Below are 20,496 nucleotides of genomic sequence, written 5' to 3' on the forward strand. Positions count from 1 at the left end.
CGCGTCAGTGCTTCGCTGACACATCCTGGGAGATCACCTTGGCAGTGGCAACCACGGCTTCCCGGACGGAATCCAAGTACGCCTCCGGGTCCGGCTGGGACGCAACCGCCTGGGCTTGCAGGGACACGTTGATGGCCGCCACGTTGTCGCCGTTGTTGTGGTTCCACACGGGGGCCGCGACGGACATCAGCCCGATTTCGAGTTCCTGGTCAAGCAGGCACCAGCCTTGCTGGCGGACGCGCTCGACGGCGGCCCTCAAGTCAGCCGCATCGGTGATGGTTCGCGCCGTGAGCGGCTTGAGCTCCGCCGTCGAAAGGTACGACTCAAGTTTGGCCTGCGGAAGCCCGGCCAGAAGGACTCGGCCCATCGACGTCGCATAGGCCGGAAAGCGGGTGCCCACCGTAATTCCGACATTCATGATGCGCTTGGTGGCCACGCGGGCAACGTAGAAGATGTCGTGGCCATCAAGGACGGCGGCCGACGTGGACTCCCCCAGTTGCACACTGAGTTGCTCCAGATGCGGCTGCGCCAACTGCGGCAAGGACAGCGCCGACAGGTAGGAGTACCCCAGTTGCAAAACCTTGGCTGTCAGCGCGAACGTCTTGCCGTTGGTGCGGACGTAGCCGAGCTCCACCAGGGTGTAGAGGAACCGCCGGGCCGTGGCACGGGTCAGGTCGGTACGCGCCGCGACTTCGCTCAGAGTCATGACCGGGTTGTTCGCGTCGAACGCCCGGATGACAGCGAGCCCGCGGGCCAGCGACTGGACGTACTGGTCGCTGGCTTGCGGGGCAACTGCGGAGTCGGTCATGGTCATCAATCCTAGTTGCGCTGAAGCCGGGGCCTACTCCGCCCGTTTCAGGGGCAGGGGTACCAGTTCCTGGATTTCTTCGAAGGTGCAGCCGAAGGTTTCGCGGACGGTGACGCCGTCGGGTCCTGTGAGGAACACTGCCTTGTCGGTGTACACGCGGGTGACGCAGCCGACGCCCGTGAGGGGGTAGGTGCACTGCTCCACGAGTTTTGAGGCACCGTCGCGGGTCAGGAGCGTCATCATCACGAACACATCCTTGGCGCCTGTCGCGAGGTCCATGGCACCTCCGACGGCGGGGATCGCGTCGGGCGCGCCGGTGTGCCAGTTGGCCAGGTCACCGGTGGCGGAGACCTGGAACGCGCCCAGGACGCAGATGTCCAGGTGGCCGCCGCGCATGATCGCGAACGAATCGGCGTGGTGGAAGTACGAGGCACCGGCCAGTTCCGTGACGGGGATCTTGCCGGCGTTGATCAAGTCACCATCGATCTGATCGCCAACCGCCTCCGGGCCCATGCCCAGCATCCCGTTCTCCGTGTGGAGCGTGATGTTCTGGTCCTCGGTGAGGTAGTTGGAGACGAGCGTGGGCTGGCCGATGCCCAGGTTCACGAACGAGCCCGAGGCGATGTCGCGGGCCACCAACTGGGCGAGCTCGTCACGGCCCAGCGGCTTCTCCGAGGTTTGGATGCTTGTTTGCGTGCCCATGCTCAGGCCACCTTTCCGTTCGATGCTGCAGAACCAACGCGGACCACGCTGTTGACGTAGATCCCCGGGGTCACCACGTTTTCCGGATCCAACGCACCCGTAGGCACAATCTCGGAGACCTGAACGATGGTGTGCTTGGCCGCGGCTGCCATGATCGGGCCGAAGTTCCGGGCCGTCTTGCGGTACACGAGGTTGCCCTTGCCGTCAGCCTTCAACGCCTTGATCAGGGCGACGTCGGCGTGAATCGACGTCTCGAACACCTGCCACTTGCCGTCCAGGAACCTGCTTTCCTTGCCCTCGGCCAGCATGGTGCCGAATCCGGTGGGTGTGAAGAACCCGCCGATCCCGGCCCCGGCGGCACGGATGCGTTCGGCCAGGTTCCCCTGCGGCACCAGCTCCAGCTCGATCTCACCGGCGTGGTACTTCGCGTCGAAGTGCCACGAATCGGACTGCCGCGGGAAGGAACAAATCATCTTCCGCACCCGGCCTTCCTTGATCAGCAACGCCAAGCCCTGGTCGCCCTGGCCGGCGTTGTTGTTCACCACGGTCAGGTCCTTCGCGCCGCAGTCCATCAGCGCATCGATCAGTTCGAACGGCTGCCCGGCGTTGCCGAACCCGCCGATCATCACCGTGGAACCGTCCTTGATCCCGGCCACGGCCTCGCCAACAGTGTCAATGAAATTCAACATCGTCTTAACCCTTTACAGAACCAGTTACGTTTTCCAGCACCACGGCCAGGCCTTGGCCAACGCCGATGCAGATCGCCGCGACGCCCCACCGCTGCCCGGAGGCCTGCAGCGACCGCGCCAAAGTACCCAGGATGCGGGTACCGGAAGCACCCAGCGGGTGGCCCATCGCGATCGCGCCGCCGTGGCGGTTCACGATCGAGGGGTCGATCCCCCACGCGTCGACGCACGCCAGCGACTGCGCGGCGAACGCTTCATTAAGTTCGACGGCGCCAACTTGGTCCCAGCCAATGCCCGCCTTCGCGAGGGCCTTGTTCGCGGCCTCTACCGGGGCGTACCCGAAGAACTGGGGATCGTTGCCGTGCGCGCCACGGCCGGCGATGCGGGCCAACGGCTCCAACCCCAGAATCCCAGCAGCAGCCTCCGACCCGATCCACGCAGCCGAAGCACCATCAGACAAAGGCGAGGCGTTCCCGGCGGTGACCGTGCCGCCGTCGGGCCCTGAACCTTCGGGACGGAACACCGTCTTCAACCCGGCCAGCTTCTCCGCCGAAGAACCTGCACGGATACCCTCGTCCCGGACCAGGTCCGTGCCCGGAACCGCGGTGACCAGGTTGTCGTAGAAGCCCTCGTTCCACGCAGCGTCGGCCAGGTTGTGCGAGTCAGCCGCGAACTGATCCTGCCGTTCGCGCGTGATCCCGTACTTCTCCCGCAGTCGTTCGGTGGCCTCGCCCAGGGAGATGGTCCAGTCCTTGTTCATCGCGGGGTTCACCAAACGCCAACCCAACGTGGTGGACGCCAAGGTCATGTCCCCGGCCGGGTAGGGCTTGGACGTCTTCGGCAAAACCCAGGGCGCACGGGACATGGACTCCGCGCCGCCCACCAGCATCAGCTCGGCGTCCCCGGCGTTGATCTGCCGCGATGCGATGATCGCCGCATCCAACGACGATCCACAGAGCCGGTTCACCGTTGTGCCCGGAATCGAGACCGGCAGCCCGGCCAGCAGCGTAGCCATGCGGGCAACGTTGCGGTTTTCCTCACCCGCGCCGTTCGCGTTGCCGAACACCACCTCGTCGATCCGCTCCGGATCCAGCCCGGGAGCACGCCTGACCGATTCCCGGACCACGTGCGCAGCCAAATCATCAGGACGGACGGCAGCAAGTCCGGAGCCGAACTTGCCAAACGGCGTGCGCACGGCGTCGTACACAAAAGCCTGGTTCATGAGTTTTCCTTCGTTTCGTGGTACCCAACTGGGTCGCATTTGTGCGCGTTTTGAGGGGTCTAAACGCGCACTAATGCGACCTAGTTGGGTGAGTTCGGGGAGTTGGGGGCGGGGGCGGCGTCAATGTCCGCGAAGACCTTCTGGGCCGTCTTGAACGCCGAGTTGGCCGACGGGACGCTGCAATAAATGGCGGTCTGGAGCAGGATTTCCTTGATCTCGTCCCTGCTCAGGCCGTTGTTAAGGGCTGCCCGGATGTGCATGGCCAGTTCCTCCCAGTGACCGTGCGCCACCAACGCCGTGAGGGTGACGGCGGAACGCATCTGCCGGCTCAGTCCCGGCCGCGTCCAAATTCCACCCCAGGCGATCCTGGTGATCATGTCCTGGTAGTCCTCGGTAAAGGAGTCGATGCCGGCGTTTGCCCGGTCCACGTGCGCGTCACCCAGCACTTCGCGCCTGACTACCATGCCGGCGTCGTAGATTTCCTGGCCTGTTGCGCCGGGCTGCACGGCACCGTAGCGGGAAGCGTCGCCGCTCCGTTCAGGGTTTACAGCGTTCACAGTCCGTTCTCCTTCATGAAGTTCCGCATCAAACCGGCCACAACGTCGGGTGCCTCGGCAGGCGCCAGGTGCGCGACGCCGTCGAGCGCTTCGGCCACCGCAAAAGTGCCACCCGCCTTGATCCCGGCCACCACTTCCTCCGCGAACGACGGCGGCGCCACGGAATCCTCGACGCCGGCAATCGCCTGCGTGGGGACAGTGATGCTGCCGAGCTGCTCCCGGACGTCAAAGGCGGCAAGGGCTTCGCAGCAGAACGCGTAGCCGAAGCGGTCGGCGTCGCGGAGGGCGTGCAGGAGGCGGCTGCTGACATCCGGGCGTCGATCCATGAAACCAGCGGCGAACCAGCGCTCGGCCGAACCCTGGATCATCACCGGCGTGCCCAGGGACCGCACGGTTTCCGCGCGTTCCAGCCAGCCCTCCGGCGTGCCCAGCTTGGCGCCGGTGCACTGCACCGAGAGGCTCCGCAGGCGGTCGCCGTGCTTGATGCCTAGCTGCAGGCCTGTGGCCCCGCCCAGCGAGACGCCCGCGTAGTGGAACCGGACGCCCGGAGAAACAGAGTCAACAAGATCGACGACGGCGTCAGCCAGTTCCGCAACGTCGAAACCTTCGGTGGCGGTCGGCGACATGCCGTGGCCGGGGAGGTCCCAGCCGATGACGTCGTACTCGTCGCCGAGCAGCGCGGCGGCCTCGGTCCACAGCACGGTGGAGGTACCCAGCGACGGGCCCACCACCAGGAGCGGCTTGGATCCCGGTTCGCGCTGCGGGGTGAGCAGCACGGCCTTGACGATTGGCTTAGCCACGGGTGGTTCCCTTCGTTGAAGCAATGAATTCCGGGTAGGCAGCAATGATGCGACGGCTGATCTCCACTGCCTCACCGAGGTAGCTCGCGGGATCCAGCAAGGCATCCAGGTCTGCGTCGGGCAGCGTTGCAGGCGGGACCGCCTCGCGCAGGAGCTTGCGGTACGTATCTGCCTGCTGCGAAGCCGGCGCCAGGAGCGTTTGATCGACGACGGTCTGCAGCTTCTGCTTTCCGTCCTCGCCGAGCAGAGGCGCGACGGCGGCAGACACACCTTCGCTGAGGAGCAGCGGACCCGAGATCTCCAGGTTCCTGCGCATGGCCTCGGGGAACACCCGCAGGCCTTCAGTCAGCTCCCGAAGGTGTCCGGCAGCAGCCAGCGCCAGCGCGAGCAAACGACGCAAGGCCGGCCATTCCGCATGCCAGGCGCCGTCGGGCCGCTCGTCATTGAAGGTCGCGGCGGCCAGGTGAAGTTGTGAAGCCAGTGCCGGAGCCTGCAATGCTGCGCTGCGGATCAGGACGGAGAGGACGGGGTTCTGCTTTTGCGGCATGGCCGAGGAAACGCCACGTCCGGCGGCCAGGGGCTCACCGAGCTCCCCTACCTCGGGGCGGCTCAGGAACAGCAGGTCGGCGGCGATCTTGCCGAAGGCATCCAGCAGGGAAGCCAGGGAGTCCCCAAGGGAGGTCACAGCCAAACGGTTGGTGTGCCAGGGCGCGGTTGCCGGAACAAGCCCGAGTCTCAGGGCGAGTGAATCCGCGAGGGTGAACGGCGTCGCCGAAGAACCCGCCGTCAGCTTGGAGCCCGATGCCAGCGTTCCGCCCGCCCCGCCGAACTGAACCGGCAACTCCAGCGACTCCAGGCGACGGGCAGCAGCCGCCACCGCGTTGAACCACTGCGCGGCCTTGAGCCCGAACGTGTACGGGAGCGCATGCTGCGTCAGGCTCCTGCCCACGCACAGCGTGTCCGCATGCTGTGCCGCCAAGGCGGCGAGCGCCGTCGTCGTGCCCTTGACCTCAACCAGCAGCGCCGAAACGGTGCGGCCGGCCAGCAGCATGAGCGCGGAATCGAGCACGTCCTGGCTGGTCAGCGAGGTGTGGACGGCCTTGGCCGCGCCGACGCCGTCGGTGTCCAGGCTGCGCACGCGTGCGCGGAGTTCGCCGAGCAGCGGGATCACCGGGTTGCCGCCGCCTTGGGCACGTTCTGCGATGGCGGCGATGTCATAGTGACCTGGATCGGCGGCCTCGGCCACCACAGCTGCCGACCCTTCCGGGGCCAGCCCGGACTCCTCAAGAACGGCTGCCCAGGCAGCTTCGACGTCGAGGATCGCCGCGATCACGGCGCGGTCGCCCGTCAGTGCCGTCACCGCAGGCGAGGCCGTGACGGGGCTGAGGAGGCCGAAGTCGCCGTCGGTCATGAGGTTGCCAAATCCCCGGAAGCCAAATCCAGCGAACCGTCCTGCTGGAAGTCCAGGAACACAGTCTCGCCCTCGCCCTGCAACCGGATGTCCCAGGTGAGTCCGCCGTCGGGGTCACGGCGGGCGATGAGGGTCTTGCGGCGCTCGGGATCCAGGGAGCTCAGCAGCGGATCGTTGGCCAGGGCTTCCTCGTTGTCGGGGAGGTAGACGCGGGTGAAGAGGCGGTTCATGAGGCCGCGGGCGAACACTGCCACGGAGATGAACGGCGCCGCTCCCGGCTTCAGCGGCCCGGGGTTGACGGTGGTGAAGGTGTAGACGCCGGAGTTGCCTACCGAACCGCGGCCCCAACCGGTGAACGTGTAGCCGTCGCGGACCAGGGAGCCCGTGCGCTGGACGATGTTGCCAGCGGAGTCGGGCTGCCAGATTTCGAGGATGGCGTCCGGGATGGTGTTGCCTGCGCCGTCGTACACGGTGCCTTGGAGCCGGATGCTGCCGGGGCTGCCCGGCGCAAGGAGCTCGTTGTCTTTGTTGAAGGGCAGGGCGTAGCCGTAGAAGGGTCCCACCGTCTGGCCCGGTGTGGGTGTCAGCTTGCTCATGTGCTTACTCCTCGTCGCCGGCGTCGCCGTATGCTTCGTTTTCGGTCCAGGTCCGCTTGGAACCGGTCAGGATGATGTCCCACTTGTAGCCGAGTGCCCATTCGGGGCTGGTCAACTCGTGGTCGTAGGTGGCCACCAGGCGGTCCCGGGCGTCCTGGTCCACGATCGACTGGTAGATGGGGTCCAACGGGAAGAGCTGGTCGCCCGGGAAGTACATCTGGGTGACGATGCGCTGCGTGAACTCGGAGCCGAACATGGAGAAGTGGATGTGGGCCGGGCGCCATGCGTTGAGGTGGTTTTTCCACGGGTACGCGCCGGGCTTGATGGTGGTGAAGGAGTAGGAGCCGTCGGCACCGGTGATGCAACGTCCGACGCCGGTGAAGTTGGGGTCGAGCGGGGCGGGGTGCTGGTCACGCTTGTGGATGTAGCGGCCGGCGGCGTTCGCCTGCCAGATTTCCACGAGCTGGCCCGCAACCGGGCGGCCGTCGCCGTCCAGGACGCGGCCGGAGACGATGATGCGTTCGCCTTGGGGTTCGCCGTTGTGCTGGATGGTCAGGTCCGACTCCAGCGCGTGCACGTCCTGGTGACCGAAAGCGGGCGAGTAGAGCTCGATCGTTTCCGGGTCGGCATGGTGCAGGCTCTTGGTGGGGTGGCGCAGGATGCTGCTGCGGTACGGAGCATAGTCCAGGCGCGGCATGGTCTCAGGAGCCTTGCCGTTCTTCAGGGCCTCGGCGTACTTGTCGCCGATCGCTTTGATCTCGGCACTGAGGTCCGCCTGCGTCTCCACCTTTCCGGCGTCGTGGGCGGCGTGTGGCCCGGCCGGCGGCACGAGTTCCTCTGATTCAAGAGCTTGCGCGGTGTTGTCTTGCGGCACAACCGGCTCCTTTCTGTGGCTTCGTTGTCAACTTCGTTGTCAGGGTGCAGGCAGCTATGCCCGGTGGAGTGAGTCATATTGGACGGCGTGGCGGACTGGTGCGTTCGGGGCTCCGTAACCGTCGTAGTTGCCCCGGCGCTCCACCATTTCGAAGAACACGCTGCCCACGGTGGCGGTGTAGAAGTGGAGGAATTCACCGTTGGCGTCCCGGTCATACAGGAGGTTGAGCTCCTTGAGGGTGGCCAGGAAACCCGGTTCAAGATCAAACCGCGCGTCCAGGTCCTCGTAGTAGTTGGCTGGAATCTGCAGGAACTCAAGGCCGCGTTCCCGTGCTGACCGGGCTGTTGCCACGAGGTCATCCACGGCGAAGGCGATGTGTTCCTGGTAAGTCTTTGGCGCTGACGCCTGCTGCACGGGCGCCAGGTTCAGCACCAGCCGGACCGCGCCGTTGCTGGCCTGCATCACTTGCGAGCGCACCAAGCCGCTGGGGCTGGGGACCTCGGCGAACGGCTGCGGTTCCAGGGCGAGGGCGCTGGTGTAGAAAAGGACAGCTTCGTCGAAGTGCTGCCAAGGCTGAGCGAGGTTTACGTGGTCAATGACTGCTGTTCGGGCAGCCCGCGAGTGCTCCAGCCCTTCGCCGAATTCCTGTGTCCATGCCGCTGTGCCGTCTGGGCTGCCTTGGCAGAGGAAGATCTCGGTGGAGTCCGGGGCGGAGATACCCTGGAACACTTCTTCGTCGGCCTGGACCTTGCGGGACACCACTGGCGCCTTGAGTTGCTGGGCGCGGGCGGAGGCAATCACTGGGGAGTCGACGTCGAACCCCAAAGCGGCGATAGCCGGTTCCGTGTGCAAGGCCGCTTGCTCGTTGATGATCACGCGGGCCTGGCCCATGGTCCAGAGTTGGACGTCCTTGGTGCGGTGCCGGCCCTCGAACTCGAAGCCAAGCTGGCCCAGGAGTTTTTCCAGCTGCGCGGTGTCGTCGGCCTTGACCTCGGCGAAGTTGAACCCGGCGGGCTCGTTCACCTTGGGCAGGGTGGCCAGTTCCATGGGATAACGACGGCGGCCGGCGGCTTTTTGTTCGGATGTCCCGGCGGCGGCGGTTTCTGCGGAGGTGCCCGCCAGCCACTTGGCGCTCTGCTCCTCCAACCAGATGAGTGAGCGCATGGCATCCACGGCCGTGCGCTCCACGTCCGACTGGCGGAACACGTCATTGAACACCTCCAGGGACACCGGTCCCGTGTAGCCTGCCCGGACAACGTGGCCCATGAACTTGGCGAGTTCGAACTGGCCCTCCCCGGGGAAAACCCGGTAGTGGCGGCTCCAGGACAGCACGTCCATGGAGAGCTTGGGGGCGTCGGCCACCTGGACAAAGAAGATCTTGTCCGTGTTGATGTCCTCGATGGGCGCGGTGTCCCAGTCGCGGGAAAGGATGTGGAACGAGTCCAGGCACGTGCCCAGGTTGGGGTGGTCCACTGCCTCCACCAGGCGGTAGGCGTGCTCGTAGTCGTTGACGTGCTTGCCCCATGCCAGGGCCTCGTAGGCCACCTTGACGCCGTGGTCTCCCGCCAGTGCGGCAAGCAGTGCGAGCTGCTCTGCCCGCAGTTGGTCATCGTCGATCGTGGCCGTAGCTACGTTGGAGCAGACCAGGATGGTGTCCATGCCCAGGCGCGCCATGAGCTTGAACTTGGCCTCGGCCCGCTTGAGGTTGGCTTTCAGCAGGTCCGGAGCGACGCCGTCGAAATCGCGGAAAGGCTGGTAGAGGTCCAGGCCCAAGCCGAGGTCGGCGGCCATCTTGCGGATATCTTCAGGACTGAGCGGCGACGTGACCAGGTCCTGCTCAAAGATCTCGATGCCGTCGAAGCCCGCAATGGCGCAGGCCTGCATCTTCTCTTTCAGTGTGCCGGACAGGCAGACGGTGGCGATCCCTGTGCGCATCAGTGGGCCGCCTTCACGAGTGCCGACTCTTCGGTGGCGATGAGCTCAAGGAAATGTTCACGCATGCGGTCGCGGTCGGCGTCTTTTCCGGTGAAGAGCTTGAATGCGTCCGCCGCCTGGCCGACTGCCATCCGGCCGCCGTCGAGCACGTCGCAACCCTTGGCGCGCGCTTCGCGGACCAGCTGCGTTTCGATAGGGCGATAGACGATGTCCGCCACCCAGTGGCGGGGTTCCAGCAGCTCGATGTCGAGCGGCAGTCCGGGATGGGCTGCCATGCCGATCGGGGTGCAGTGGACCAGGCCGTCGGCGAGGGGCATGATGTTTTTCAGGTCGGCCGGCGTGTGCGCGGTGACATTTGCGACCGGGAAAAGTCCGCTGAGCTCAGTGGCACGCTCGGCCGCGCGGTTGGCGTCCATGTCCACAAGGTCCAGATGCTTGACGCCGGCTTTGAGGAGTGCATAGGCGACGGCGGACCCGGCACCTCCCGCGCCCAACTGGACGACGCGGTCCAGCTTCGCTGCCGGCAGTCCGTCGGTGAGCGCCGAACCGAAGCCGGAGAAGTCCGTGTTGTGGCCGATGAAGCGGCCGTCCCGGATCAGGACGGTGTTGACGGCACCCAGGCGATCGGCGTCGTCGGACACTTCATCAAGGTGCTGCAGCACCAGCTGCTTGCACGGGTGCGTGATGTTGAGGCCGTTGAAGCCCATGCGGCCGGCGGCTGTGAGGAGATCCCCGACGGCGGTTGCCGGCAACGCGAGATCCAGAAGGTCGATGGGGCGGTACAGCAAGCGAAGGCCCTGCACATCGGCCTCGCGTTCATGCATGGGCGGAGTCAGCGACGGCATGACGCCTTCGCCTATCAGGCCCACCAAAACGGATTCGGCTCGGTTGCTCATCCTCAAGCTCCTTTTACTTCGGCACCGCGGACTTTGGATTTTCTGGGTCCACGGAGCCGGGTGATATCGAGATTACTACAAATGTTCATATTCCGCACGTATGTTCTTATAGCGAACATTTCCAGCGTGCACACCCAACTAGGTCGCAGTTAAGCGCGTTTAGAGGGGTCAAAACGCGCACTAATGCGACCTAGTTGGGTGGGGGTAGGTGGGTGGGGTCGGTGGGGTTGGCATGGGCGGGGTGGGGTGGGTTAGCGCTGGGGTAGGCGGGCCGCCAGCTCGGCTGCGGCCTCCTGCAAGGTAGGGACGTGTGAAACCAGCTCCTCCATGGTCATTCGGAAGACCGGCACAGCGACGGCCACGGAAGCGAATGCGTTGCCCTGGGCGTTGAGGACGGGGACTGCGACTGCGCGCATACCGATCTCGTTCTCTTCATCCATGACCGCGTAGCCCTGGCGCCGGACCTGCTCGATCTCCTCGCGGAATTTGTCGCGGTCCGTGATGGAGCGTTCCGTCAGCGGATCCAAGGGAAGTTCTTCCAGGAGCCGCTTCCGCTCAACCTCCTCCTCGAAGGCAACGATCGCCTTGCCCACGGAGGTGGTGTGCAACGCGCCGAGATGCCCGGGATCACTGGTTACGCGGAAAGTCTTGGGCCCGTCCACCTTATTGACCGTCAAGTGGTGGTCTCCATCGCGAACCGAGAGGATAGTGGCCTCATGGGTGCGTTCGGTGACCCGCTGCAGGACCGGGAGCGCCGTGGCCGCGAAGCCATGGTGGTTGGAAACGCGCTGCCCCAGCTGGAACACGCGCAGTCCAAGATGGTAGCGACGCCCGTCCGGCTCATAGTCCACAAAGCCGTCGCGGGTGAGCGAACCCAGCAGCCGATACGTGGTGCTGAACGGCAACTCGGCCGCCCTGGCCAGATCTGCGGCGCTCGCCCCCTTCGGCTCGTCACCCAGCAGAACAAGCAGGCTCAGCGCCTTGCCCACCATGTCCGTTTTTGTGCCCTCTTTCACATTCATGGTTCGATGCTCTCATATGGTGAGAGCTATTTCTAGATAGTGGTGACATCTCTTGACAAGTGACCGCTCTCACAGCCAGTATTGCTGTATTGCACAAGTAGCTCTCACCATGTGGTTACTTTTGGGACGATCCGGCCGCACCTAGCCCTCGATCTCCCGCAGAAGCTTGATCCGCGACATCGTCGTCACAGAAGGAACTCCCATGAGCCAAACAATGCCGTCAGCGACGCCCGGCACTGAAACCACCACCGGCACTCCCAAGAAAGCGGCCCTCGCCAGCTTCCTTGGCAGCGCGGTGGAGTACTACGACTTCTTTATCTTCGGTTCGGCAGCGGCGCTGATCTTCCCGCATGTGTTCTTCCCGGACGCCGACGCCAACGCAGCCATCATGTCTTTCGCCACCTTCGGCTTCGCTTACGTTGCCCGCCCGGTGGGAGCGATCATCCTGGGCCACTTCGGGGACAGGATCGGCCGTCAGAAAGTCCTCATGTTCACCCTGGTGCTTATGGGTGCCGCAACCTTCGTGATCGGATGCCTTCCTGACTTCAAGACCATCGGCTGGTGGGCCCCGGTCCTGCTGGTGCTGGCACGGCTGGCCCAAGGCCTTTCGGCCGCAGGCGAGCAAGCCGGCGCTTCGTCGATGACCCTTGAGCACGCTCCGGACAACCGGCGTTCCTTCTTCACCTCCTGGACCCTCACGGGCACCCAGGGCGGTCAGATCCTTGCCGCCCTCGTCTTCATCCCCGTGGTGGCCCTCCCGGACGAGATCAAGTACGGCATCGGCTGGCGCATCCCGTTCTGGCTCAGCGCGGTTGTTGTGATCGTGGCCTACTTCATCCGCCGCACCCTGCACGAGCCCCCGGCCTTCGCAGAAGCCAAGAAGCACAACCAGATCGCCAAGCTTCCCGTGGCCGACCTCCTGAAGCTGCACTGGCGCGACGTCCTGCGCGTTGTGTGCTGCGCGTTCATCGCTGCGGTGAGCACCGTGTTCGGCACCCTGGCCATCAAGTACGCACAGGATGTGGCCCATGTAAGCAGCACCATCACGCTGTGGCTCGTGGTGGTAGCCAACGTCGTTGCCCTGGGTACGCAGCCGCTCTTCGGCACCCTGGCTGACAAGATTGGCCGGAAGCCCGTCTTCATCTACGGCGCTATTGCCAGTGCCATCATGACTCCCGTTTTCCTTCTGACGCTCGAATCCGGAAACGTCCCCCTGATGTTCCTGGTGTCAGTCGTCTTCTTCTCATTCGGTTACGCCGCAGCGAACGCCGTCTGGCCTTCCTTCTACGGTGAAATGTTCAGCACCAAGGTTCGGTTCTCCGGCTTGGCCATCGGCACGCAGCTCGGCTTCCTCATGGCAGGTTTCGCCCCGGCAATCGTCACGGCCATGGGCGGCACCAAGGCCGGCGGCTGGGTACAGATCTCCATCTTCAGCGGAATCATTTGTGCCATTGCCGCAGTCTCCGCCCTGACTGCCCGCGAATCAGCGAAGGTACCAACCGCGGAACTGGGCCTGCGCAAGTAGACCGCCCCAAAAAACGTTCGCCTCCCGGTTCACGAAGAACCGGGGGCGAACGTTTTCTGTGTACTCCTACAGGGGATTCAGTTTCACCGGCTGGAACTTACCCCCACCGGTCCCGGCGTACAGGAGCAAAGTTCCGTCACCGGCTACTCCCACCACCGACGGGTTCCCGGTACCCGTGAAGCCATTGCCCAGAGCGGCGATGCTGGAGAACATGTTCCAGCCGGATCCCAGGTTCACCCGGGAAAGGAAGCCACCCGAACCGTTGCCCGGGTAGAGCCACAATCCCCCGTCGGAAGCACGGCCCAGCAAGTCTTCGCGGCCGTCGCCGTTGAAGTCCCCTGCCTGGAGGACCAGGTTGAACATGTTCCATCCGGTGCCGATCTGCTTCCGCGCAAGGAAACCACCGGCGCCGTCACCCGGATAGAGCCACAACACGCCGTCCGCAGTCTGCCCAACGATGTCGGCTTTACCGTCACCGGAGAAGTCGGCCGGCGCCAGCAGCTGCGTGAAACCCTGCCAGCCCATCCCGATCTGCCGACGGGCAAGGAACTTCCCCTTGCCATCGGTCGGGTAGAGCCAGAGCGTCCCGTCAGGGGCCCGGCCCACCAAATCCGGCCGTGAATCGCCGTCGAAATCTCCGGCACTGAGGATGGTGTCGAACATGTTCCAGCCCGACCCCACCTGCACCCGCGGCAGGAAAGCGCCTGAACCGTTGCCCGGATAGAGCCACAGCGCGCCGTCCTTGCTCCGCGCCAGGACGTCCGCCACGCGGTCGCCGTTGAAGTCGCCCGCTTCCCACACCTGGTCGAAGGCGGTCCAACCGGTGCCGATCGCCAGACGATCGGCGAAGCCGCTGCCGTCACCCGGGTAGATCGTCATGGCGCCGCCCGCGGCCGCGGCCAGCACATCGTCGGACTTGTCCCTTGTCAGGTCCTCGCCACCGATCAGGTCGCCCGCGCTGTTCCAACCACTTCCGACGGCGGCACGCGGCAAGAAGCCACCCTTGCCGTTGCCGGGGTAGACATAGAGGGTACCGTCGCCGGCGCGGGCAAGAAGCCCTGCCGATCCGCCGCCGAATGAACCCGCCGGCGCGAGAGTGTTGAAGACATCCCAGCCCTGGCCCAGCAGCACCTGGCTTTGGAATCCGCCGAAACCGTCCCCCGGGTACAACCAGAGACGCCCGTCCGGGCTGGAGGCGATAACGTCGGCGCGGCCGTCCCCGGAGAAATCACCCGGTGCTACCAGTTGGGTGAATCCTTGCCAGCCGAATCCCACTTGGTTCCGGGAGAGGAAGCCGCCCTTTCCGTTGCCCGGGTAGAGCCAGAGCCCGCCGTCGCTGGTCCGGGCGAGGACGTCAGCGAAACCGTCACCGTTGAAGTCCGCAGTGCCGAAAACCGCGTTGAAAATGCCCCAACCGGAACCGATCTGGACAGGATCGGCGAGCCGGTTTCCCGGCAGGCCGCGGAACAGCAAGAGGGAACCGTCGGCCTCACGGGAGATGACATCGGCGAGCTTGTCGCCGTCGAAGTCGCCGGCCGAGAACCGCATCCGGGTCTTGAGCTTCGGATCGGCGTTGATGGTGACCGTTGCCGACGTGGCAGAAACGGAATCGATGGTCACCTGGGTGCCGGTATGGGTGGTGAAGGTCCTGCCCGCCGGCCACGAGTGGTTCTTGGCGTACCAGGGCTCGGTGAACGGAACCGTTGACGGCATGAGGATCAGCGACGACGCAATGGTCGCCCCGCCGCGTTGGACAATCTTGACGCCCTTGTTGCCCTCTTGGCCCGGGTTCTTCAAATACGAGTCATAACCCACCGGTTGCCGAAGTTCGAGGTAGTACACCTCTTTACTGACGGGATCGGTGAATTTGATGGCACGCTGGGCGTCGGTTCCGCCCCACGGTTTGAGGGTGTAGCTCTTCACACCACCCGCGACTCCGACGTCGCGGATTTCATCGCCCCGGCCGAGCCCCGCATAGTCCCAGAACGACGAGCTGATCACAGGCTGGTTGTACTGCGCCGCGCCCATGATGTCCGTGGTGTCGCCGTATTCGCGGATGTAGCAGGAAGGATCGGTGAACCTGCCGCTGCTGTCCGTTCCCACATCTGGAACGCCGCTGCCGCACTGCAGCGCATCGGCGTGCATCAAACCGATGACGTGGCCGAACTCGTGGCTCATCACGTTGTTGGAGAAGCTGCTCAGCTGTGGCAACAGGACCCTGCCGCTGTAGCTGCCGCTGCTGTAGCCGGCGCCGAGCGCGTTGCCTGACAGGGTGGATGAGGGAATGAAGATCACCAGCGCGGTGTACGGGCTGGCCTGCCACTTCAACTCACTGGTGATGGTGGACATGATGACGCTGTAGTGGTCAGTGGACCGCGCCTTGGACTGGAATCCGGACACCTTGCTGTCCACGGTCATCGACAAGCGATTGTTGGTCATCGCCTTCCAGTAACTGCTGGTCGAGGCCACCACCTGCTCGGCACCGGCCATGGAAACGGTGTTCGAATTGTCCGCCAGCTTCGCCGTTACCAGACGGACGCGGATATCGCCGCTGGGACCCGTGGCGGCCACGCCGTCCCGCAGGAGGGCTTCGACGTCGGAAGGTCCTTGTGCGGCCTGCGCACCTGCGCGCGGGTCGCTGGACCGGGTGCCACCGCTTTGGGGGGCACCGCTTTGGGGGGCACCGCTTTGGGGGGCACCGCCCAACGGCGTCTCAAACACGTGGTCCGAATGGGGCGTCCCCTCGACGAACTTTACGTTCGGATTGTCCGGCGAGGGCAGCGGAACGGCCGTTGCCGGGGCTTGGGCAAAAATGAGGCTGGAGGCGAAAGCCAGCAGGCCGGTGGACACGGCAATTGACCGCTGCAAGAAACCCATCAAAATCTCCCAGAGATGGAGCCTTTGGTTCCCGTGAGTCTCAAGAACCGACATCAGGGTACAGCGGCAGGCTTGCGGGCCTGCGGAAGAGGCGGCCAACCGTCGGCGCGTCTTACCGCCGCGGGCAGGTCCCGGCGTCGAGCGTGTCCGGAAACCCGGGCAGCGCGCAATGCTTACCGGGCCCTAACCATGCGGAAATACTGCGGCAACAATGCCCCGCCACACTGGAATGGCCGGCAAGCGCAGGCACCAGTTCCAGCTCCAGCCAGGAGGACACCATGCTGAAGGAAGCCAAATCCCGAACAACACGTATTCGCGCTATCAGCCAGCTCCATCGTGGAGACGAAATCGAGGCCCGACTGTCCGTTGGACCCGCTTACGATGACGTGGTCATTCGCCGCGGTCGGGTCCAGGAAACAGCCCCTGGAATCGGCGTCGTGTGGATCATGGACCACGCCTCCGGGATGAGGAAAGCCATCAATACCGACGAATGCAGTGTTTGGCGCGTCGCCTGAGCGACCCCGCACCAGAGCAGAACCCCGGCGCCACACCCGTGCCCGTTCAGCCGCCGGCCACGGATTGGATAATCAACACCTCCTGGCCGCCCGCTACCTCCGTATCAAGCCCCTTGAGCCGCCGGACCTCGTCACCGTTCACGTAAATATTCACGAAACGGCGGAGTGCACCGGTTTCATCACGCAAACGCCGGGCAAGGACCGGGTACTCACCGGTCACAGAGTCCAGCAACTGTCCAACGGTCACGGCCCCGTCGGCGGACGCAGTCAGGTAGGACTGTCCGCCGACGAGTGGCTGCAGGACACCGGGAAGCACGACCGTTATGTCAGCCACCATCGGCCCTAACCGGGTACCGGGTCACTGGTGGGACTTTCAGGATTGCCGTCCACTTGGGCGGCTGTATCGACGATCACTGCTGCTTCCGCCAGGACGTTGGCTTCTGCTGCCGCCAAGGGCGTTTCCAAGCCCGCCGGGTTTCCAACCACGACGGCGGCCCTCACGCAGAGCACGTCCGGCAGGTGCGAGATCACTTCGGTGAAGGTGCCGCCCTCGTCAGCACTCGCATAGACCGATCCGCCGCGGGTTCCGAAGTACACGCCGACGGGTTCGGCTGTATCCACGGCGGCGGCGTCACGCAGCACTGCGTTGTATTCGTGGTCCGGGAGCCCGGCGTGAAGCTCGGTCCAGGAGTCGCCGGCATCGTCCGTGCGGTGGACACTCAGTTTGCTGTCCGGCGGGATACGTTCGCCGTCCGCCTTCAGGGGAATGACCCAGGCCGTACCCTCGCGGCGGGGGTGCGTCAGCATGACGAAGCCGAAGTCAGCGGGCAGGCCCTCCGCGATCGAGCTCCAGTTCTCCCCGTTGTCGTCCGTCCGGTACACGCCGTGATGGTTCTGGGCGTAGAGCCGCCCCTCCACCGTGGCATCGGCCGCGATCTTGTGGACACACTGACCGAACTCCGGGTTGGGATCGGGCATGAAATAGGCCGAGATTCCCTTGTTCCGGGGCTCCCAGGAGGTGCCGCCGTCCAGCGAGGTATAGACGCCGCCCGTGCTCATGGCGATGTGTACTTGCTCGCCGCTGGGATCCACCACGATCGAGTGGGCCGCCGCACCTCCGTAACCGGCACCCCATTCACTGCGGTGGGGGTGGTCCCAAAGTCCGCGGTTCAGCTCGAAGTGTTCGCCGCCGTCGGTGGATTTCCACACGGAAATGGGCTCGCAACCTGCCCAGACGACGCCGGGGCGGGAATCGGCGTCGGGATATATCTGCCAAATGCGTTCCAGGGCGGCGTCGGTGCCGTCCGGAAACTTAATGGCGCCGTGCTCTGGTTCGGTCCACGTCGCGCCCAGATCGTCCGAGTGCGCCACGGTGGGCCCCCAGTGTTCGGAGCGGACGCCGACCATGATCCGTGTTTTGCCGTCCCGCGTATCTATCCCGATGCTCGGTATCTCGCTCATCAGGAAGTGCGGGCCGGAGAAGGACCAATCTATGCGGTCCGGACTGGTCGCCAGCCACAGACCCTTCTTGGTCCCGATCGCCAAGACATAACTCTCTGCGGTATTTGGGGTTGCCATGATCCCCATCGAACCATCGTGGGATAGGGAGGGCAATGGGTTCTTGGTGGCTATGTGGACAACAACGTGACTCTGACATCAGGCAGCGGAAGAGATTCGCATCACTTTCCAGCACCTCCGCGCACTACCTATTCGTGAAGGTGTGTTGCAACCGGGCAACCCTTCTGCTCTCTGGCAAGCGCGCCATTGAACTGAGTCTCTTTAGATTGGGGAATCTATGAAAAGGCTAGGCAGCATCGCGTTGGCATCAACGCTCGCGGTTGGCAACACATTGATCGGCAGTCAAGCTGCCAAGGCAACTAGGTTGCTCCATGGGCAACTAGTTCGACTGTTCGGGGGGAATGGTTAACACATGGCTATTGATTCAGGACAAAATTCTGAGAGTTTAGTCAGCGCCCAAAACGCGGGATAAAGGCTTTCACAAAAGCTACACTGATAGCTATCTTGCTTGGCGGCACGCTCGGATTCAGCGCAGGCGCCGCATACGCCACGAATACGCAAAGTCTTATAGGCCAGTTCTCGACTGGTGGGAGGACATACCAAACGTTGGCCGCGCTTGATACAACGTGGGACGGCGGTCGTGGGAGTGCAGCATCTTTTATTTATGCCCAAGGAGGTGACGTCCCCGTCGGCTGGATGTACGCACGCGGCCGTGCCTTTATTGGCGGAAACTTCTGCGATGAGGGATGGGAGGCTTACAACGGCATAGTCGCCCACCAACTTGATAACGGTGTATGGCTTTCATGCGGCTACGGGGCCTACCAGTCCTATGGAGTCGTCGGCGCTTGGAACGGCAACAGCTACAACTACTACTACACTTACCGGACACCAGCCGCATACGGGGGGCTCTAGGCATGAAATCATTTACTAAGCACCGCAGGGCCTTCGGGGTCGCGGCCACTACCGTCGCTATTGCAATCGGCGGTGTAGTTGGGTTTGCCATCACCACGGCAAACGCCGGAGCACCTACCGTCCTAATCGAAAAAGGAGACAAGGTGGACTTCCCCAAGAACGCTCGAGGTGAAACCTTCGGGTCAGCAATGGATGCGCGAACACCGGCCGACGAACCAGATCTCATAAGTGCCATTGGGGACGACGGAAAGATCGGATATCTAAAGAAGGCTGACCTGGATCAGGGAACCCCTAACTCGCCGGAAGAAGCCATTCAGATGCAGAATGCTCGGAAGGACGGCTCTGGACGGGTTTTGAAACTCTACGCCGAAGATGGTACGACCGTCATCGGTCAACGCACAGTAGGCAAGGCCGCACCCTAGGTCAGGTCCAAACAGACGAATCCGTTTGACGTAGGCAGCCGCCCTTCTGCAGCAGGGTGGCTGCTTCGTTTTGCCTGCATTAGGCGTGGGTCGCATCGCGTTCAGTGGTGGCTGCAGTGGAAGCCAGGCCCCGATGCGGACCCGGTTCTGTTCGCACGTCATTCTTGAGATGCGGAGCCGCGCACCTCTTCCACCGGAAGATCGAAACGGAGGGCGCGGACGCGACTGGAGGGTTTACAAAGAAGTCTTTGCAAAGGTATCTTTGCATTACCGCAAAACCCTTATCCGAAAGAAGGTGGGTCCCTTGTTTGAGCGAGTCCGACTCCTGTTCACCCACACCAGCGCTCCGCTTGAAGAGCCCGCCACCCGGTTCAATGGAGCCCGCCTCGAGCAGATGCGTGACGATGTGTACGTCTTCATGCACCAGATCGGCCCACGGCAATAAACCTCCGCAGCAGCAACCGCGCGCACAGGCCGGGCGCGGCTGCGGTCCACGGTTCTCTCGTAGGCTGTAGTCCATGAGCGAAGACCACCAGACGCCGTCGCCGGAGGAACCCGCAACTGCTGAGGCCACCGCCGACAGGACAGTTGACTTCGTCTCCCTGAAGGCCTTGGCACACCCATTGCGGATTCAGTTGCTCGAAGTGCTTTCCAGCTACGGCGCCCAGACAGCCAGCAGCATCGCCCAGCGACTGGGCGAGTCAAGCGGTGCCACGAGCTACCACCTGCGCCAGCTCGCCAAGCACGGGTTCGTGCGGGAAGTGGCCGGCAAAGGCACTGCCCGGGAACGCTGGTGGGAAAGGCCGCCCGGATCGCTCACCATTTCGACGCCGGATCTCGCCTCGAACCCGGCCAGCCGGGAAGTAGCGCGGCTGGTCAACCACGAGATGGGAGTTCAACGGGCCAAGGTGCTGGAAGACTTCCTGGACCAGTCCCTGGACGTACTCCCCACGGAATGGACCGAGGCCAGCATGATTGCCACGCTCCACACCCACCTGACGTGCGGGCAGTTGGCAGAGCTCACCAAGGAAACGGAGATGTTCCTGCGTTCGCGGTTGGACAAGTACCGAGGGCAGCAGGGAGAACCGGGCACACGACCGGTGCAGATCCAGTTCAACGCGTTCCCCATCGTGGACCCGCGCCGACCCACCGACGGCAACCAATCGCCGTCGTTATCCACATAAGGCGTAGTACACCGAAATACGACGCAGTGTGTCA

At 64.0% G+C, this 20,496-nt stretch carries 20 protein-coding genes; 5 read left to right on the plus strand and 15 right to left on the minus strand.

The genetic code is table 11. The annotated features are described in order from the left end of the window. Window positions 1-4: 4 nt before the first annotated feature. The 12 genes from RI444_RS20950 to RI444_RS21005 all read right to left on the minus strand — a co-directional run bounded on the left by RI444_RS20950 (window position 5) and on the right by RI444_RS21005 (window position 11,509). Window positions 5-808: an IclR family transcriptional regulator C-terminal domain-containing protein gene (locus tag RI444_RS20950; protein WP_179012976.1), complete on the minus strand. Its 804-nt coding sequence runs from the start codon at window positions 806-808 to the stop codon at window positions 5-7. A gap of 33 nt (window positions 809-841) precedes the next feature. Beyond that, the gene (locus RI444_RS20955) at window positions 842-1,510 is read right to left on the minus strand and encodes a 3-oxoacid CoA-transferase subunit B (protein ID WP_179012975.1); all 669 of its coding nucleotides are present in this window, start codon (window positions 1,508-1,510) and stop codon (window positions 842-844) included. Between the two features lie 2 nt (window positions 1,511-1,512). After that, window positions 1,513-2,199, minus strand: a complete 687-nt coding sequence (locus tag RI444_RS20960) for a 3-oxoacid CoA-transferase subunit A (RefSeq protein ID WP_207605361.1) — start codon at window positions 2,197-2,199, stop codon at window positions 1,513-1,515. Window positions 2,200-2,203: 4 nt separating this feature from the next. Then, window positions 2,204-3,418 (minus strand): thiolase family protein, encoded by a 1,215-nt coding sequence (locus tag RI444_RS20965; RefSeq protein ID WP_207605360.1) that lies wholly within the window; start codon window positions 3,416-3,418, stop codon window positions 2,204-2,206. Between the two features lie 80 nt (window positions 3,419-3,498). After that, complete coding sequence (gene pcaC / locus RI444_RS20970) at window positions 3,499-3,975, minus strand: 4-carboxymuconolactone decarboxylase (RefSeq protein WP_207605359.1); 477 nt, start codon at window positions 3,973-3,975, stop codon at window positions 3,499-3,501. After that, on the minus strand, window positions 3,972-4,775 hold the full coding sequence (locus tag RI444_RS20975) for an alpha/beta fold hydrolase (RefSeq protein ID WP_179012973.1): 804 nt from the start codon (window positions 4,773-4,775) through the stop codon (window positions 3,972-3,974). The genes pcaC and RI444_RS20975 overlap by 4 nt, the downstream gene beginning before the upstream one ends. Next, window positions 4,768-6,186, minus strand: coding sequence for a lyase family protein (locus RI444_RS20980; RefSeq protein WP_207605358.1), 1,419 nt, complete (start codon window positions 6,184-6,186; stop codon window positions 4,768-4,770). The genes RI444_RS20975 and RI444_RS20980 overlap by 8 nt, the downstream gene beginning before the upstream one ends. Continuing rightward, window positions 6,183-6,782: a protocatechuate 3,4-dioxygenase subunit alpha gene (gene pcaG, locus RI444_RS20985; protein WP_021474645.1), complete on the minus strand. Its 600-nt coding sequence runs from the start codon at window positions 6,780-6,782 to the stop codon at window positions 6,183-6,185. The genes RI444_RS20980 and pcaG overlap by 4 nt, the downstream gene beginning before the upstream one ends. A 4-nt stretch (window positions 6,783-6,786) precedes the next feature. Further along, window positions 6,787-7,656, minus strand: a complete 870-nt coding sequence (gene pcaH / locus RI444_RS20990; RefSeq protein ID WP_207605357.1) for a protocatechuate 3,4-dioxygenase subunit beta — start codon at window positions 7,654-7,656, stop codon at window positions 6,787-6,789. A 54-nt stretch (window positions 7,657-7,710) separates the two neighbouring features. Beyond that, on the minus strand, window positions 7,711-9,591 hold the full coding sequence (locus RI444_RS20995) for a bifunctional sugar phosphate isomerase/epimerase/4-hydroxyphenylpyruvate dioxygenase family protein (RefSeq protein ID WP_207605356.1): 1,881 nt from the start codon (window positions 9,589-9,591) through the stop codon (window positions 7,711-7,713). After that, complete coding sequence (locus tag RI444_RS21000) at window positions 9,591-10,487, minus strand: shikimate dehydrogenase (protein WP_069696386.1); 897 nt, start codon at window positions 10,485-10,487, stop codon at window positions 9,591-9,593. The genes RI444_RS20995 and RI444_RS21000 overlap by 1 nt, the downstream gene beginning before the upstream one ends. A 251-nt stretch (window positions 10,488-10,738) precedes the next feature. Further along, window positions 10,739-11,509, minus strand: coding sequence for an IclR family transcriptional regulator (locus RI444_RS21005; protein ID WP_179011419.1), 771 nt, complete (start codon window positions 11,507-11,509; stop codon window positions 10,739-10,741). 202 nt (window positions 11,510-11,711) lie between these two features. Here RI444_RS21005 and RI444_RS21010 point away from each other — a divergent pair, with 202 nt between their 5' ends. Continuing rightward, window positions 11,712-13,034: an MFS transporter gene (locus RI444_RS21010; protein WP_069696385.1), complete on the plus strand. Its 1,323-nt coding sequence runs from the start codon at window positions 11,712-11,714 to the stop codon at window positions 13,032-13,034. 66 nt (window positions 13,035-13,100) lie between these two features. Here the strand turns inward: RI444_RS21010 and RI444_RS21015 are convergent, their stop codons facing one another. Continuing rightward, on the minus strand, window positions 13,101-15,911 hold the full coding sequence (locus RI444_RS21015; protein ID WP_207605355.1) for an FG-GAP repeat domain-containing protein: 2,811 nt from the start codon (window positions 15,909-15,911) through the stop codon (window positions 13,101-13,103). Between the two features lie 278 nt (window positions 15,912-16,189). On the opposite strand from RI444_RS21015, the gene RI444_RS21020 reads away from it, so the two are divergent. Beyond that, the gene (locus RI444_RS21020; protein WP_062098596.1) at window positions 16,190-16,426 is read left to right on the plus strand and encodes a hypothetical protein; all 237 of its coding nucleotides are present in this window, start codon (window positions 16,190-16,192) and stop codon (window positions 16,424-16,426) included. 46 nt (window positions 16,427-16,472) lie between these two features. Here the strand turns inward: RI444_RS21020 and RI444_RS21025 are convergent, their stop codons facing one another. Further along, window positions 16,473-16,760: a MoaD/ThiS family protein gene (locus tag RI444_RS21025; RefSeq protein ID WP_207605841.1), complete on the minus strand. Its 288-nt coding sequence runs from the start codon at window positions 16,758-16,760 to the stop codon at window positions 16,473-16,475. Window positions 16,761-16,768: 8 nt separating this feature from the next. Further along, window positions 16,769-18,013: a WD40/YVTN/BNR-like repeat-containing protein gene (locus RI444_RS21030; RefSeq protein WP_242703184.1), complete on the minus strand. Its 1,245-nt coding sequence runs from the start codon at window positions 18,011-18,013 to the stop codon at window positions 16,769-16,771. A gap of 845 nt (window positions 18,014-18,858) precedes the next feature. Here RI444_RS21030 and RI444_RS21035 point away from each other — a divergent pair. From RI444_RS21035 to RI444_RS21045, 3 genes are all read left to right on the plus strand, one after another. Next, window positions 18,859-19,278: a hypothetical protein gene (locus RI444_RS21035; protein ID WP_062098600.1), complete on the plus strand. Its 420-nt coding sequence runs from the start codon at window positions 18,859-18,861 to the stop codon at window positions 19,276-19,278. A 304-nt stretch (window positions 19,279-19,582) separates the two neighbouring features. Continuing rightward, window positions 19,583-19,723, plus strand: coding sequence for a hypothetical protein (locus RI444_RS21040; RefSeq protein ID WP_164888670.1), 141 nt, complete (start codon window positions 19,583-19,585; stop codon window positions 19,721-19,723). 73 nt (window positions 19,724-19,796) lie between these two features. Next, window positions 19,797-20,462 (plus strand): ArsR/SmtB family transcription factor, encoded by a 666-nt coding sequence (locus RI444_RS21045; protein WP_062098604.1) that lies wholly within the window; start codon window positions 19,797-19,799, stop codon window positions 20,460-20,462. Window positions 20,463-20,496: the final 34 nt, after the last annotated feature.

The organism is Paenarthrobacter sp. AT5 (genome assembly GCF_032764245.1).
Taxonomy (GTDB): domain Bacteria; phylum Actinomycetota; class Actinomycetes; order Actinomycetales; family Micrococcaceae; genus Arthrobacter; species Arthrobacter ureafaciens.